The sequence below is a fragment of the Xanthomonas sp. SS genome (assembly GCF_014236835.1).
Taxonomy (GTDB): Bacteria; Pseudomonadota; Gammaproteobacteria; order Xanthomonadales; family Xanthomonadaceae; genus Xanthomonas_A.
The window spans coordinates 44637-58052 of the sequence record NZ_CP051190.1 but is presented as its reverse complement, the minus strand read 5'-3'; the positions used below and the strand labels follow the sequence as shown (position 1 = coordinate 58052).

The window sequence follows — 13416 nt, the reverse complement described above, 5'->3', positions numbered from 1 at the left end:
TTAAGCCGACCCGCGAAGCGGGTTCGGCTTGAATGAATTGTTAGGCGATCCAGCGACTATGCGCCGCATAGTCTCGGATACCTCAAGTATCAACTTGTGATGCGGACGACTACTGTTTGCTGCCCGTTTGCGTACAGAGCGAATCGAGTACGGAGTGCGACGAAACACCGGCTTACGGCCGTTGAAATAGAGCTGGAATAGCTGGTCGTGAAGCTGAAGTAGGAAGGATGTGAGAAGCCAGAGCTCATCTATTGTTCCGCGCTGGAAAAGATCCCGCACCGCATTTGCTTCGTGCTTCTCACGGTGAGCGAAGTACTTGTGGCGGGCAGGCTTTATCATTCGGTCGTAGATCGCTCGGCGGCGATCGACCATTTTTCGAAGCCGCTTCACATCATCATGAGTTGGGTAATAGGCCTCTGCTAAATAGCTATCGAGCCATGCTGGGTTCTCGCCCTTTGGATCTTTGCGAGCACGAAGGCCATTCTCCTGAAAGTCCTGGATGTTCTTTTGCATAGAGTCCAGTAAAGCATCAAGAGAATAGTTTGATTTGATATCGAATACTCGGCCCAGTGCCATAAAGCTTGCAGCCTGAGTTGCGTACGCCCAAAGATTCCATAAACGAGGGGTCTCGTTCATAGCTGCGAAGACCTCATCAGAGTCCAGAGCAGCCTGATTTACGGCGAAATCTCCGTAAACTAGCTGCGCAACTACCTCGGACTCTTGCCTAAAGCTCTCTAGCTGGTTTGAGAAATCGCGATGGCTCATGGATACCTAACTACTATTGGACCGCCTAAACGCGGAATAACGCAATCCTCGCTGAGTCGTTGAACGCCGTCAATCTGGCCGAAACATCTTTGGTTCCTTGCCTCTGCCGGCGTTGTGCCAACTTCACCGCTGGACGTTATGCCGCGTTTTTGCGGGTGTAACCGTTACAGCCGCTTATTTACGGGTGTAATGAAGGCCCTGCCGAGATGTCAGCACACCAGGCTGCGCGCCGCTTTCGGATTTCACCGCACTTCCAGCATGTTGTTGCGTTGGGTGACCTCGGCCACCTTCCCTCCGGTCACTAAGCGCAACCGCGTGCCCTTGGCGCTTCCGCTACCCGGCAACGCCAACCGCACATTCGTAGTCCTCGGCTCCAAATCCCGCGGCGCCCCCAACCCAGCAAACGCCGCCCTCGCCAATTCCCGGCCACGTGCATCCTCCAGCACCAAGAACCCCGCCGGCGCATCCGCATGGCCGAGGCTGTGCACGGTCACTTCGATAGCATCCGCACTCACCCGCACATCGCCGCGCCCAATCCCCAGATCCGGCCGTTGCTCGACCGGCAGCGCGGCAGGCGCGATGAGTTCGAACTCCATCACCACCGTCTTGCCGGCGGGAAACTCCACGTCCACCGCCCCGCTCTTCTCGAACGCGAACTCGCGCGTGGCAGTCTTGCCGTCGATGCGCCCGTCGCCATCGCGATCGAGGCCCGAACGCATGCGCCATTGCCCGGCGGCGACGTTCCAGCCGGTCATCTGCGCCCGCTGCAGCTTGCCGCCGGTGTTGTAGCCGATGACGGTGAAGCGGTCCTGGCGCGGCTTGGGCAGCAGCAGGGCGACCTGCACGGCGCCGTCGGGGTCGGCGAAGCGCCAGCTGACGGTGTGGCCGGGGTAGGTCTGGTTGCGCTTGAGTGCCACGCCGCCCAGGCGGGCGCGCTGCAGGTTCACGGTGGGCGATTCCACGCGGTCGCTCCACCAGTGGCCTTCGGTGTTCATGTAGAAGCTCTGCAGTTTGTCGCGGGTCTCGGCGCGGTACAGGGCTTCCAGCCAGGCGGTGTCGCCGCTGGCTTCCCAGGCGGCGTGGTGGGCGAAGTCGGGGACGGCATCGGGCTGGGCCGCGGCCTTGGCCAGGTCGGCGCCCCAGCTGTCGCGCTTGCCGAGCAGGTCGAGGAAATTCTCATTGAGCAGCGACAGGCCGGCCGGGCCGGCGTTGGCGACGCGGTAGTCGATGGGCTTTAGATAACGGTCGTCGCCGGTCCAGCGGTAGGCGGCCCAGAAGGTGTGCAGGGTGTCGGCGCCGCCGCTGCCTTCGAACAGTTCGCCGCCGCGAGTCTTGCCGGTCTTCCAGTTGATCTCGTTGGGCAGCGCCCATTGGCCCTTGGCATTCGTGTAGGCGTGGGCGAGGTAGCCATCGGCCAGGCCGGTGACGATGCGGCGGCTGTTGGGGTCGGCGTTGTAGCCGCCGAGCAGCATGGCCGGGTGCAGCACCGGGAACGAGTAGGGTTTCTGCCACTGCCAGTTCGGCTCGCGGTAGACCTTGCGCCCGCCGAACCAGTTGCTGGCGAACAGCAGGTGGCCTTGCGGGTTGACCTGGATGATGGTGTCGAAGGCCTTCACCGTGCGCATCAGCCGCTCCACCGTCAGCGGGTCGCCCCAGTTGAGGTAGAGCATGGCGCTGTTGATGTTGATGCCTTCCTCGTAGGAATGCAGTTCGTCGGTCTCGATGGTGGACAGGCCGTCGGTGAACATGCCGTTGCGGTAGTTGGCGTCGGACAGCGCGGTGAGCGAGGCATTGAGCTTGTCCGGGTCCACACCCATCAGGGCCACTCCCGGCCATTGCTGGGTGAGATCGGAATCGTCGGAGATGCCGCCGCCGAAATCGCCGTAGGCCACTTGCCGCTCGTCGATCCACCAGCGGATGTAGCGGCGCGTGGCCTTGAGGTCTTCCAGCTGCCAGAACGCCCAGGCCGGCACGCCCTTGGGCGGGGTGGGCAGATCCACCGGCAGTGCACCCTGGTTGCCATAGCTGATGTCGTTCCAGTATTCGCGGCCGAGCGCGTTGTCCGGGTCCACGCGCAGCAGGTCGGTGATGTCCGCATCCAGACGCGCATACAGCAGCTGGCGCTTGGAGGTGGTGTGTTCCTCGACCAGGAAGCCCCAGTTGTCCTTGACCTGGTTGAAGCGGTCGGCGATGTGTTCGGCCTTGGCCTGGTCGCGCGGCTTGAACAGCAGGCGCAGCTGCGCGCCGTCCAGCGCGCGCGCGTCGAAACCGGGCGCGGCGGAGGCGATGCTGAGCATCAGGCTGTCGTTGCTCAGGATGCGGTCGCGCAGGTCCAGCCACAGCGTGCGCGCCTGGCCGGGCTTGACCGACACCGACACGTCGAGCATGTCGCGCGCCGGCCAGATCGGGTCCTTGATGCGGATGTTGAGCGGGATCAGGCCGTCGTGGGTGGCCGGCAGGTCCAGCGCCGGCAGGTCGATGGCGATGCCGTCCAGGCCGTCGTGCATGTTCTCCCAGCCGTAGGACCAGCTGCGCATCAGCGGTTGGTCCGGCGGGGCGTCGCCGAGGCTGGAGGGGATCAACACGTGCACGATCGGCAGTGCGGGCGTGGCGGGTTTTTCGACGCCGCGCTTGCGCGCCGGCGCCTTGCTCGGCAGCGCGACCACGGTGCTGCGTTCGGCCGGCGGGTAGCGGCCGGCGATGTAGCCGCGCAACGCGGCGAGGTTGGCGTAGTCCGGCGCGATGTCGCTGCGCACGGTGTAGCTGAGGGTGGCGCTTGGGTCGGATGGCGGTGCGCCGGCGCTGACGTCGTAGGCCCAGATTTCCTGGATCGGGGTTTCCTGCGCGGTGTTGGCGAAGCGCAGGTGGCCGCCGCGGCGGCGCTCGAACTGATCGACGCTGCGCACGGTGCCTTGGCTGCGCTGGAACAGCGGCGCGGGCGTTTCGCTGGCGGCGGCGTAGCTGGCCTGGCCGTAGGCGGCGCCGCGCAGTTCGATGCGGTTGAACGGTTCGTCGGGCAGCGTGAGGTCCAGCGCCTTGCCGCCTTCGACGTAGACGTTCCAGTCCGGCAGCTGGAAGTAGTCGTTGCGGCCGGGCAGGCGCGAGCGGTTGTAGACGCCAGGCCAGGTGGTCTCGGCGATGCCGTCGGTGGCCTTCCACATCCACTGCTTGAGGTCCTTGGCGTCGGCGAATTCGACTTTGCGGATGCGGGTGGACGGTGCGTCCAGCGCGGGTGGTGCGTGGCCGTGGTCCCAGCCGAAGCGATGCAGCCAGGCGTTGCGCGCAGCGTCGGTGCGCGGCGGTTCGGTGCTGCGCGGTTCCTGCTGGCGGGCAAGGGCTGCGGCGCCGGCGGCGTCGAGCATGCGGTCGTAGACGCGGATCTCGTCGAAGTCGCTGCCGCGCAGGAAGTTGTAGCGGCTCTGCACCTGGTGCGGGGCCATCACCCGCCCAGCCAGGCCGAGCTGGTCGAGTGCGGCGTCGAAGTCGAGCGAGCCGCCGTCGGCGCAGGCCTGCGCGCAGTCGGCGCGCGCGGCTTCCTTGCCGTCCACGTACAGGCGCACGCCGCGGGTTTCGTCCCAGGCGAAGGCGAGGTGGGTCCAGGCGCTGGCGGATGGGTTCCTGTCGAGGGTGAACGACACGCGCGTGCGCGCCAGGTTGGCGTCGGTGACGAAGGCGTCGAAGCCGTGGCCGTTCCAGTCGATGCGCAGCCAGGCCATATCCCAGCTGCTGTGGTCGGCATAGCCGACGCGGAAGATCACGAACGGCGCTTCGCCCACGGGATAGCGCGAACGCCAGAAGAAGGACAGCGTGCCGCGTTGGGTATAGAGGTTGCCGGGCGCGTTCCAGGCGAGGACGCCGTCGTCGGCCCATTCGATGGCGTTGCCTTTCACGCCGGTGGGGACCAGGGCGACCTTGTCGCGGAAGTTGGGTTTGGCGTCGCCCTGGGCGATGTCGGCGTCGAAACCTTGGTCGGCGGAGACGCGGAACAGGAGTTCGGGGGCGGTGGTGGGTGCGGGGGCGGCGAAGGCCGGGAGCGCCAGGCAGGACAGCAGGGCCAGACAGTGGGCCAGGATGCGATTGCCGGTGGTGGGGGATGTTTGACCTGTCCGTGCGGAGCAGCGCGCGTGCGGCGCGATGTCGCGGGATGGTGGGTGCCTGTCGCGGCTGAAGCCGCTCCTACAGGGGAACGTCGTTGCGGCAGCGCGCGTAGCGCTGCGGCGGATTGCCTCTTTCATGTCGCTCCTTTGCGATCGCCGTGCGCGCGTGCCGCCGCATGGCGATCCTCCCTACCCCCGATCCGGCGAGTATGCAGGCAGCGGCGCGCTGCCGGTGCCGCGCACGGGGCGCGACACCGGCGGGCGCAGACTTCAGAACTTGTAGCGCACGCCCAGCAGGTACTGGCGGCCCGTCTCGCTGTACTGCAACGGCAGCTGCGAGGTGGAGCCGACCCATTCGTCGGACGGTTCGTTGGTCAGGTTGATACCTTCCAGGCTCAGCTCCAGGTGGTCGTCGATCTTCCAGCTGATCGAGGCGTCCACCGTGTTGACCGCGGTCATGCCGTGCACGTCGAAGCCGGTTTCGGTGGCCGGCACCTGGGTCAGGTAGTCGTCGCGGTGGGTGTAGGACACCCGCGCGCTGAGCTGTTCGCCCTGGTAGAACAGGGTGCCGTTGTACGAGTTCTTCGACAGGCCGGTCAGGTCGGTTTCCAGCGAGGCCGCACCGGTCGCGGTCAGGTACTGGATCTTCGAATCGACGTAGGTGTAGTTCAACTGCACGCCGAGGTTGCTCCACTTGCCCGGCAGGAACGCGAAGGGCTGGGTGTAGTTGAGCTCGACGCCCTTCAGGTCGCCGCCGGGAGTGTTGAGCGGCACGCTGAACACGAAGTCGTCGTTGACGCTGGCGCCGGTGCCGTCGAGCAGGCTGGCCGGCAGGCCGCTGGCCGAGTACGGCTGGGTCACGCGGGTGGTCTGCACGAAGCTCTCGATGTCCTTGTAGAACACCGCCGCGCCCAGCATCGCGCCGTCCTGGAAGTACCACTCGAAGCCGAGGTCGGCGGTCTTGGCGCGGATCGGTTCCAGATCCGGATTGCCGCCGCTGACCGTGCGCGCACCGCCGGACACGTTGACGGTGACGCCCGGGGTGAGGCTACCCAGACCCGGACGCGACATCACCTTGGCGGCGCCGAAGCGCACCAGGAAGTCCGGCGAGAGTTCGGCGACCAGGTTCAACGACGGCAGCGTGTCGTTGTACTCGCGGTTGACCGTGGTCTGCACCACTCCGGTACCGACCGTGGCATAGCCGGTGGATTCCTGCTTGGTCTTGACGTAACGCACGCCGAGGTTGCCGTTGACCGGTATCGAACCGATGTCGAAACCGAACTGGCCCATCAACCAGGCGCCGCGGTCCTTCTCTTCGACGCTGCGCGAGTTCACCGCGCGCTCGGCCAGGGCGAAGGTGCCGGTGCCGCTGTAGATGTCCAGCGCATTGCCCACCGCGTTGAGGTCGGGCACCACCCAGCTGCCCGGGCTGCCGCTGACGCCGCCGAGGGTCGCCAGCTCGGTCATGTTGACCGGCACGATGCGGGTGCCGCCGGCGAAGGCCGGGACCGACACTTCCGAGGCGCGGCGCAGTTCCTTGGTCTTGAACGTGTAGTCCTTGGCCAGCACGCCGCCGCGCAGGCTGAAGCCCGGGCTCAGGGTCCACTCGAAGTTCAGGCTGCCGGTGTCGAAGGTGTTCTCGACGTACTGCGGACGCAGGCGGATTTCCGCCAGGGTCCAGCCGCTGCCGTCGGTGGGATCGACGCCGTAGTTGAATACCGGCGAACGGCTGTTGCCGCGGTAGTCGTACGAGTAACCATCGACGTTGAGCTTGTCCATGATGATCGTGGTCTGGATCGGGTTCTCGTGCTTGGAGCTGGAGGTACCGATCTGGCCGTCGATCTTGAACGAGTCGCTGAACTTGTGCTCGCCGTTGAGGGTGAGCTGCTTGAAGACGGTGTTCCACTCGTCGTAGCGCTGCTCGGAGCGGATGTCCACGTCGTCGAACTGCCCGTACAGCAGCGCGCCGGTCTTCGGGTCGATGTAGCCATCCTTGACGATGGTCTGCGGCTTGCCGCCCTGCGAGGCGCCACGGCTGAAGGAGATCGCCTCGATGTACTTCTCGGTGCGCTTGGCGTCGATCTTGGAGTACAGGCCGTCCAGCGAGAACTGGGTGTCCTTGCTCGGCTTCCACTGCAGCGAGCCGGTCACGCCGGTGCGCTTCTGCTCGTGCTCCATCAGCGTGTAGCGCGGGAAACGCGGGTGGAATACGTTGGCACCGCGCGCGGCGGCGAACGGCGAGGTGGCGCTGAAGTTGCCGTTGCTCGGGCCGTTGGCCCAGCGCCCGCTGTTGCTGCCTTCTTCCAGGATCTGCCGCTCCGAGTACGCCACCGACAGCAGCGCGCCGAAGGTGCCGTCGGCCCAGGTGTTGGCGATCAGCCCGGCCACGCGCGGGTCGGCCTTGTCGGCCATGTCGTTGTAGCCGGCCTGGCCGTTGAGGGCCAGGGTGAAGCCGTCGTAGTCGAACGGGCGCGCGGTCTTCAGGTCCACGGTGGCGCCGAGCGAGCCTTCCTCGACGTCGGCCGAGGCGGTCTTGCGCACCACCAGCTGGGTGAACAGGTCCGAGGCGAACACGTTGAAGTCGAAACCGCGGCTGCGGTTGGAGCCGCCGGACTGGTCGGAGCCGCCGACCGTGGTCAGCGCTTCCATGCCGTTGACCCGCACGCGGGTGAAGTCCGGGCCCAGGCCGCGCACCGAGATGCTGCGACCTTCGCCGGCATCGCGGGTGATGACCACGCCGGGGATGCGCTGCAGCGATTCGGCCAGGTTGAGGTCGGGGAAGTCGGCGATGTCCTCGGCCACGATGGCGTCGACCATGCCGGTCTCGCCGCGCTTGAGGTCCAGCGCCTTCTCCACGCTGGCGCGGTAGCCGGTGACGGTGACCGTGTCGAGCTGGGTGGCCGGTTCAGTGGAGCCGGCGGCGGGCGCAGGATCCTGCGCGGGAACGTCCTGGGCGTGGACCACGCCGGCCTGCAGAGCCAGACCGATCGAGAATGCGAGCAAGGTAACCGGTGTCTTCCGGCGTTCGGTACGAGATTGCATGTCCTCCCCTCCCAAGGGTTACATGAACTGCGTGATATTTCGGGCTGTTGCCGCGGATGACACCGCTGGTCAAAACCGACGTTAACAGTTGCGAAACATTGCGGCATCTTGCAGCGCAGCAGAAAATCCAGCGGATTTGCAGGCTTTCGACACAAAGCCTTGCCTGGCATGGCGTGGCCGCTGCGACAACGGAACATTGGACGCCGCGAAAAATGACACCGATAGCCAATGGACTTGGCCGGGGCCGCCGTTCCCGGCATGCTGGGCGCCCTCTTCGACCGATCAGGATCTTCCCCGCCATGACCGCATCCCGCATCGTCTGCTTCGGCGAACTGTTGCTGCGCCTGGGCGCCCCTGGCCACGAACGCCTGCTGCAATCGCCGCGGCTGGACGTGCATGTCGGCGGCGCCGAGGCCAACGTCGGCGTGTCGCTGGCGCATTTCGGCCACGACGTGGCGATGGTCAGCGTGCTGCCGGACAACCCGCTGGGCGAAGCGGCCGCCGGCGAACTGCGCCGGCACGGCGTGGACACCCGCGGCGTGCGCTTCGTGCCCGGGCGCATGGGTCTGTACTTCCTGACCACCGGCGCCGGGCACCGCCCCAGCGAGGTCACCTACGACCGCGCCGGCTCGGCGTTCGCGCTGGCCGAGGCGGACACCTACGACTGGCCGGCGCTGCTGCAGGGTGCGCAGTGGCTGCACCTGTCCGGGGTGACCCCGGCGCTGGGCGAACGCGGCGCGGCCGCGGCGCTGGCGGCGGCGCGCAGCGCGCGCGCGCTCGGCGTGCGCGTGTCGTTCGACGGCAACTACCGGCCCAAGTTGTGGGAGGCCTGGAACGGCGACGCGCCGGGCATCCTGCACCAGCTGCTGGCGCAGGCCGACGTGCTGTTCGCCGACTACCGCGACCTGGGCGTGGTGCTGGGCCACCAGTATCCGCAGGACAGCGCGCAGGCGCGGGTGGAAGCCGGCGCGCGCGACGCCTTCGCCGCGTTCCCGCAGCTGCAGGCGATGGCCTGCACCCAGCGCGTGGCGCACAGCGTGGACCACCACAGCCTGGGCGCGATGCTGCTGCGCCGCGACGGCAGCGTGGCGCAGGCGCCGAGCGAGGAGCTGACCGGCATCGTCGACCGCATCGGCGGCGGCGATGCGTTCGCCGCGGGCGTGCTGCACGGCCTGAGCCAGGGCTGGGACGACACCGCCACGATCCGCTTCGGCCTGGCCACCGGTTGCCTGAAGCACTCGGTGCCGGGCGATTTCCATCCGCTGGGTGAGGCCGACGTGCAGGCCTGCGTGGGGACGTCGCGGTTCGATGTGAAGCGGTGAGGGGCCGGGATTTAGGATTTGGGAGTGGGGATTGGGGATTCGTAGGAGTGCTGGGTGCGGTGTTTTTTTGTGCGTGGTGCAGCGTTGTTGGCGGTTCGTTTTTCCTGTCGCGGCTGAAGCCGCTCCTACAGGGCAGCGCGCGCGGTTTTTGTAGGAGCGGCTTCAGCCGCGACAGAAAAATGAAACGGTCGCGATGCCAACGTGCCCATGGAAAACGCGGCATCGACGCCACCACGAATCCCAAATTTCCAATCCCCGCCTTTTTGCATGGGCGGTTTCAGCCGCAAGCTGTGACACGCCTTAGGTGCGGGCGGTTTCATGTGCGAAGTGGCGCAGACCTTCCTGCAATGCCCGGCGCCGTGGTGGCCTTGATTTCCCGCGTCGCGACTGAAGTCGCTCCCACAAGGAGCGTTGCCGGCCGCCGCGGAGATTGCGCAGGTCGCCACTGTGGGAGCGACTTCAGTCGCGACGCAGGACGACATCGAACACGCTTGATTCCAGGCGTCGGCGGGACCTTCAATCCGATGCGCACCGCTGTAATTTCATCGTTCCGGTCGCGGCTGAAGCCGCTCCTACAGGGGAGATGCGCGCTTGTGTAGGGGCGGCTTCAGCCGCGACAGACACCCAACGCAAAACGGCCGGCATCGCTGCCGGCCGCATCTCCAATCCCGAATCCCGGCTCTTCCAATCCCGAATCCCGAATCCCCAATCCCGGCTCTCTACAGCTCGATGCAATCGAACTGCACGTCCGGATTCACGTCGGCGTCGTAGTCCACGTCCTTGCGCTCGAAGCCGAACAGCTTGAGGAATTCGTGCTTGTAGCCGGCGTAGTCGGTGAGCTGGAACAGGTTCTCGGTGGTGACCTGCGGCCACAGCGCCTTGCAGGCGTCCTGCACGTCGTCGCGCAGTTCCCAGTCGTCCAGGCGCAAGCGGTTCTGCTCATCGGTGGCCGGGGTCTGGCCGTCTTCACGGTACATGCGCTCGCGGAACAGGCGGTCGAGCTGGTCGATGGTGCCTTCGTGCAGGCCCTTTTCCTTCATGATCTTGTAGACCATGGAGATGTACAGCGGCATCACCGGGATCGCCGCGCTGGCCTGGGTCACCACCGACTTGAGCACCGCCACGTTGGCGCTGCCGCCGCTTTGCTGCAGGCGCGCGTGCAGGCGCTGCGCGGTCTGGTCCAGGTCCACCTTGGCCTTGCCCAGCGCGCCGTGCCAGTAAATCGGCCAGGTGATCTCGGTGCCGATGTAGCTGAAGGCCACGCTGCGCGCGCCCGGCGCGAGCACGCCGGCGGCGGCCAGCGCGTCGATCCACAGTTCCCAGTCCTGGCCGCCCATCACGGTGATGGTGTCTTCGATCTCCTGCTCGGTGGCCGGCTCGATCGAGGCCACGATGATCGCATCCTTGTTGGTGTCGATCGCGGTGGCGGTGTAGGTCTGGCCGATCGGCTTGAGCGCCGAGCGCTTCACTTCGCCCGTGCCGGGCAGCTTGCGCACCGGCGAGGCCAGCGAATACACCACCAGGTCGACCTGGCCGCCCATCTCGGTCTTGATCAGGTCGATCACCTGCGCGCGCGCTTCGTCGGAGAACGCATCGCCGTTGATCGACTTGCTGTACAGGCCCTGCGCCTTGGCGAATTTGTCGAACGCGGCCGAGTTGTACCAGCCGGCGGTGCCGGCCTTCTTGTCGCTGCCCGGCTTTTCGAAGAACACGCCCAGCGTGTCGGCGCCGAAGCCGAACGCGGCGGTGATCCGCGAGGCCAGGCCGTAGCCGCTGGAGGCGCCGATCACCAGGACTTTCTTTGGCCCATCGCTGCGCACGCCGCGCGCGCGCGTGGCCTCGATCTGTTCGAGCACGTTACGCTCGCAGCCGAGCGGATGCGTGGTGGTGCAGATGAAACCGCGAACTTTCGGGTGGATGATCAACGTGGTGTCCTCTCGGCAAGATGCCCCGCGGCATCTTAATGTCTGCGGCGCGCATGCAGAAGGGCCGAAGGCTGCAGACGGCGGGGTATGGAGGCGTTATGCACCGGCGATGCTGGTGCGGGCGTGCGACGAAGCATGGCTGGCTGGCGTTGGCGGTGCGTGTCGCGTGATGTGCTGGCTTGGCTGCGTTCGTCTGGTCTGTGTCGCGGCTGAAGCCGCTCCTACACGATGCCGTGCGTGCCGCGAGCACGCCGCGGCCTCTTGCCACAGGCACGCCGCGGCCTCTGCCACCACTGTAGGAGCGGCTTCAGCCGCGACCGGCACCCACAGCCACTCAGATGATCCGCAGCGTGATCGCCTTGAGCACCGCGCGGGTGCGGTCGCGGGTGCCGAGCTTGTCCAGGATCGTGGAGACGTAGTTCTTCACCGTGCCTTCGGCCAGGAACAGGCTGCGCGCGATTTCCTTGTTCGAGTAGCCGCCGGCGAGCAGGCGCAGGATCGCCACTTCGCGTTCGTTGAAGGTGTCGCGCGGCGCGTCCTCGTCGCGGTAGCGGTAGCGCGCGCGGACCGGGTCGGTGCTGACCGGCTGCAGCAGGGTCTCGCCCGCGGCCACGCGCACGATCGCATCGCGCAGGTCTTCGGGTGCGGCGTCCTTGAGCAGGAAGCCCTGCGCGCCGGCGTCGGTGGCGCGCAGCAGCAGGTCGGCATCGTCGAAGGTGGTCAGCAGCAGCACCGGGGTGGCGTCGCCGCGCGCGCGCAGCTGCTGCAGCGCCTGGATGCCGTCCAGGCCGGGCATGCGGATGTCGCTGAGCACCACGTCCACCGACGTGGCCGCCAGCGCGGCCAGCAGCGCTTCGCCGTCGTCGGCCTCGCAGGCCACGACGATGCCCTGGGTCTGCAGCAATGCGCGCAGGCCGGCGCGCACCAGGATCTGGTCGTCGGCCAGGGCGATGCGCAAGGCGCTCACAGCGGCAGCCGCGCGGTCAGTTGCATGCCGCCCAACGGCGTGCGGCCCAGCTCGAGCCGGCCGCGCAGCGCGGCCAGGCGCTCGCGCATGCCGGCGATGCCATTGCCTTCCTGGATGCGCTCGGCGCGGCGGCCGTCGTCCTCGATGTCCACGCGCAAGTGCCCTTCCTGGTGATGCAGACGTACATGGACCTCATCGGCATCGGCATGCCGCGCGGCGTTGGTCAGCGCTTCCTGCACCAGCCGCAGCAGGGTCTCGGCCAGCTGCGGATCGGTGATGCGCACGCCCGGCGCGATCTGCAGCCGCAGCTGCGGCCGCGGGAAAGGCGCGGCCAGCGCGCGCAGCGCGGTCTCCAGGTCCAGGCCTTGGTCGTCGCGCAGCGACTGCACCACGTTGCGGATATCGGCCAGCAGCTCGCCGGACAGGCGCTCGACCACGCCGAGTTCCTCGCGCCGCGCCAGGTCCGGATCGGTCAGCAGCAGGCGCAGGTTGATCCGCAGCGCGGTCAGCTTGTGCCCGGCCACGTCGTGCAGCTCGCGCGCCAGGCGCAGGCGTTCGGCATCGCGTGCGCTGTCGGCCAGCAGCGCGCGCGTGGCCAGCAGGTCGGCGTTGACCCGGGCCAGCGCTTCGCGGGCGCGCTCGGCCGTGCGCGCGTAGTGCGCGGACAGCCCGGCGAAGGCGTGGAAGCCGGCGTAGATCAGGGTGGTCAGCAACGCGCGCTTGAAACCGGCCGTGGACAGCAACAGGAAGGTGCCCAAGTTGACCAGGAGCGCCAGCATCAACACCCGGCGCGGCTCCCACAGCAAGGCCACCTGCGTCACCACCACCACCAGCAGCACCGGCGCGGTGCCGACGCCCGGTTCCAGCCACACCAGGACCAGCGCCGCGGCGGCTTGCAGCCACAGCGCGGCATCGCGCAGACGCGGCGCGGGCAGGTAGCGATAGCCGAGCAACAGCAGCACGAACAGGCCGGCCGCCGGCCAACGCAAGGCGGCCGGTGCCTGGTGCTGCAGCTGAAACGACCACAGCACGGTGGCTACGGTGGCCAGGCCGGCCAGGCGCTTGGGGTCGATCAGATCGTGCAGGACGCGGTGCATGCCGCGGATGCTGACCGCGCAGCGCGGCGCCGGCAATGGGGCTGGCGCAGAAAGTGACTTCCGGCAGGTCGGATCGATGACCAGCGGCCACTGTGCCGCCACGGCATGGCGACCACACTGACGCCATGCCATTCATGCCGCGGCGGCATGTTCACCAAGCTTGCAGCGCGATGGCGTACACCGACACTGCTCCCTACGAGG

General features: G+C 67.1%; 7 protein-coding genes. 1 reads left to right on the top strand and 6 read right to left on the bottom strand.

All coding sequences use genetic code 11. The features are described from left to right. From HEP74_RS00245 to HEP74_RS00235, 3 genes are all read right to left on the bottom strand, one after another. Entirely contained in the window at nt 1-765 is a 765-nt protein-coding gene (locus HEP74_RS00245) for an AbiU2 domain-containing protein (RefSeq protein WP_185814676.1), read from the bottom strand. Nucleotides 766-1007: 242 nt separating this feature from the next. Next, nucleotides 1008-5000 carry a LamG-like jellyroll fold domain-containing protein gene (locus HEP74_RS00240; RefSeq protein WP_255427830.1) on the bottom strand — a complete coding sequence of 1331 codons (3993 nt, stop codon included), beginning with the start codon at nt 4998-5000 and terminating at the stop codon, nt 1008-1010. Nucleotides 5001-5132: 132 nt separating this feature from the next. Further along, nucleotides 5133-7904: a TonB-dependent receptor gene (locus tag HEP74_RS00235; protein ID WP_185814675.1), complete on the bottom strand. Its 2772-nt coding sequence runs from the start codon at nt 7902-7904 to the stop codon at nt 5133-5135. A 299-nt stretch (nt 7905-8203) separates the two neighbouring features. On the opposite strand from HEP74_RS00235, the gene HEP74_RS00230 reads away from it, so the two are divergent. Next, complete coding sequence (locus tag HEP74_RS00230; protein WP_185814674.1) at nt 8204-9226, top strand: sugar kinase; 1023 nt, start codon at nt 8204-8206, stop codon at nt 9224-9226. Nucleotides 9227-9945: 719 nt separating this feature from the next. On the opposite strand, the gene fabV is transcribed toward HEP74_RS00230, so the two are convergent. The 3 genes from fabV to HEP74_RS00215 all read right to left on the bottom strand — a co-directional run bounded on the left by fabV (nt 9946) and on the right by HEP74_RS00215 (nt 13215). Next, nucleotides 9946-11151 (bottom strand): enoyl-ACP reductase FabV, encoded by a 1206-nt coding sequence (gene fabV, locus HEP74_RS00225; RefSeq protein WP_185814673.1) that lies wholly within the window; start codon nt 11149-11151, stop codon nt 9946-9948. 334 nt (nt 11152-11485) lie between these two features. Next, nucleotides 11486-12118, bottom strand: coding sequence for a response regulator (locus HEP74_RS00220; protein ID WP_185814672.1), 633 nt, complete (start codon nt 12116-12118; stop codon nt 11486-11488). Next, complete coding sequence (locus HEP74_RS00215) at nt 12115-13215, bottom strand: sensor histidine kinase (protein WP_185814671.1); 1101 nt, start codon at nt 13213-13215, stop codon at nt 12115-12117. The genes HEP74_RS00220 and HEP74_RS00215 overlap by 4 nt, the downstream gene beginning before the upstream one ends. Nucleotides 13216-13416: the final 201 nt, after the last annotated feature.

Bases quoted from the DNA above. Each gene is read 5' to 3' on its own strand.
- HEP74_RS00245 (WP_185814676.1), bottom strand. From the start codon at position 765: ATGAGCCATCGCGATTTCTCAAACCAGCTAGAGAGCTTTAGGCAAGAG.
- HEP74_RS00240 (WP_255427830.1), bottom strand. From the start codon at position 5,000: ATGAAAGAGGCAATCCGCCGCAGCGCTACGCGCGCTGCCGCAACGACG.
- HEP74_RS00235 (WP_185814675.1), bottom strand. From the start codon at position 7,904: ATGCAATCTCGTACCGAACGCCGGAAGACACCGGTTACCTTGCTCGCA.
- HEP74_RS00230 (WP_185814674.1), top strand. From the start codon at position 8,204: ATGACCGCATCCCGCATCGTCTGCTTCGGCGAACTGTTGCTGCGCCTG.
- HEP74_RS00215 (WP_185814671.1), bottom strand. From the start codon at position 13,215: ATGCACCGCGTCCTGCACGATCTGATCGACCCCAAGCGCCTGGCCGGC.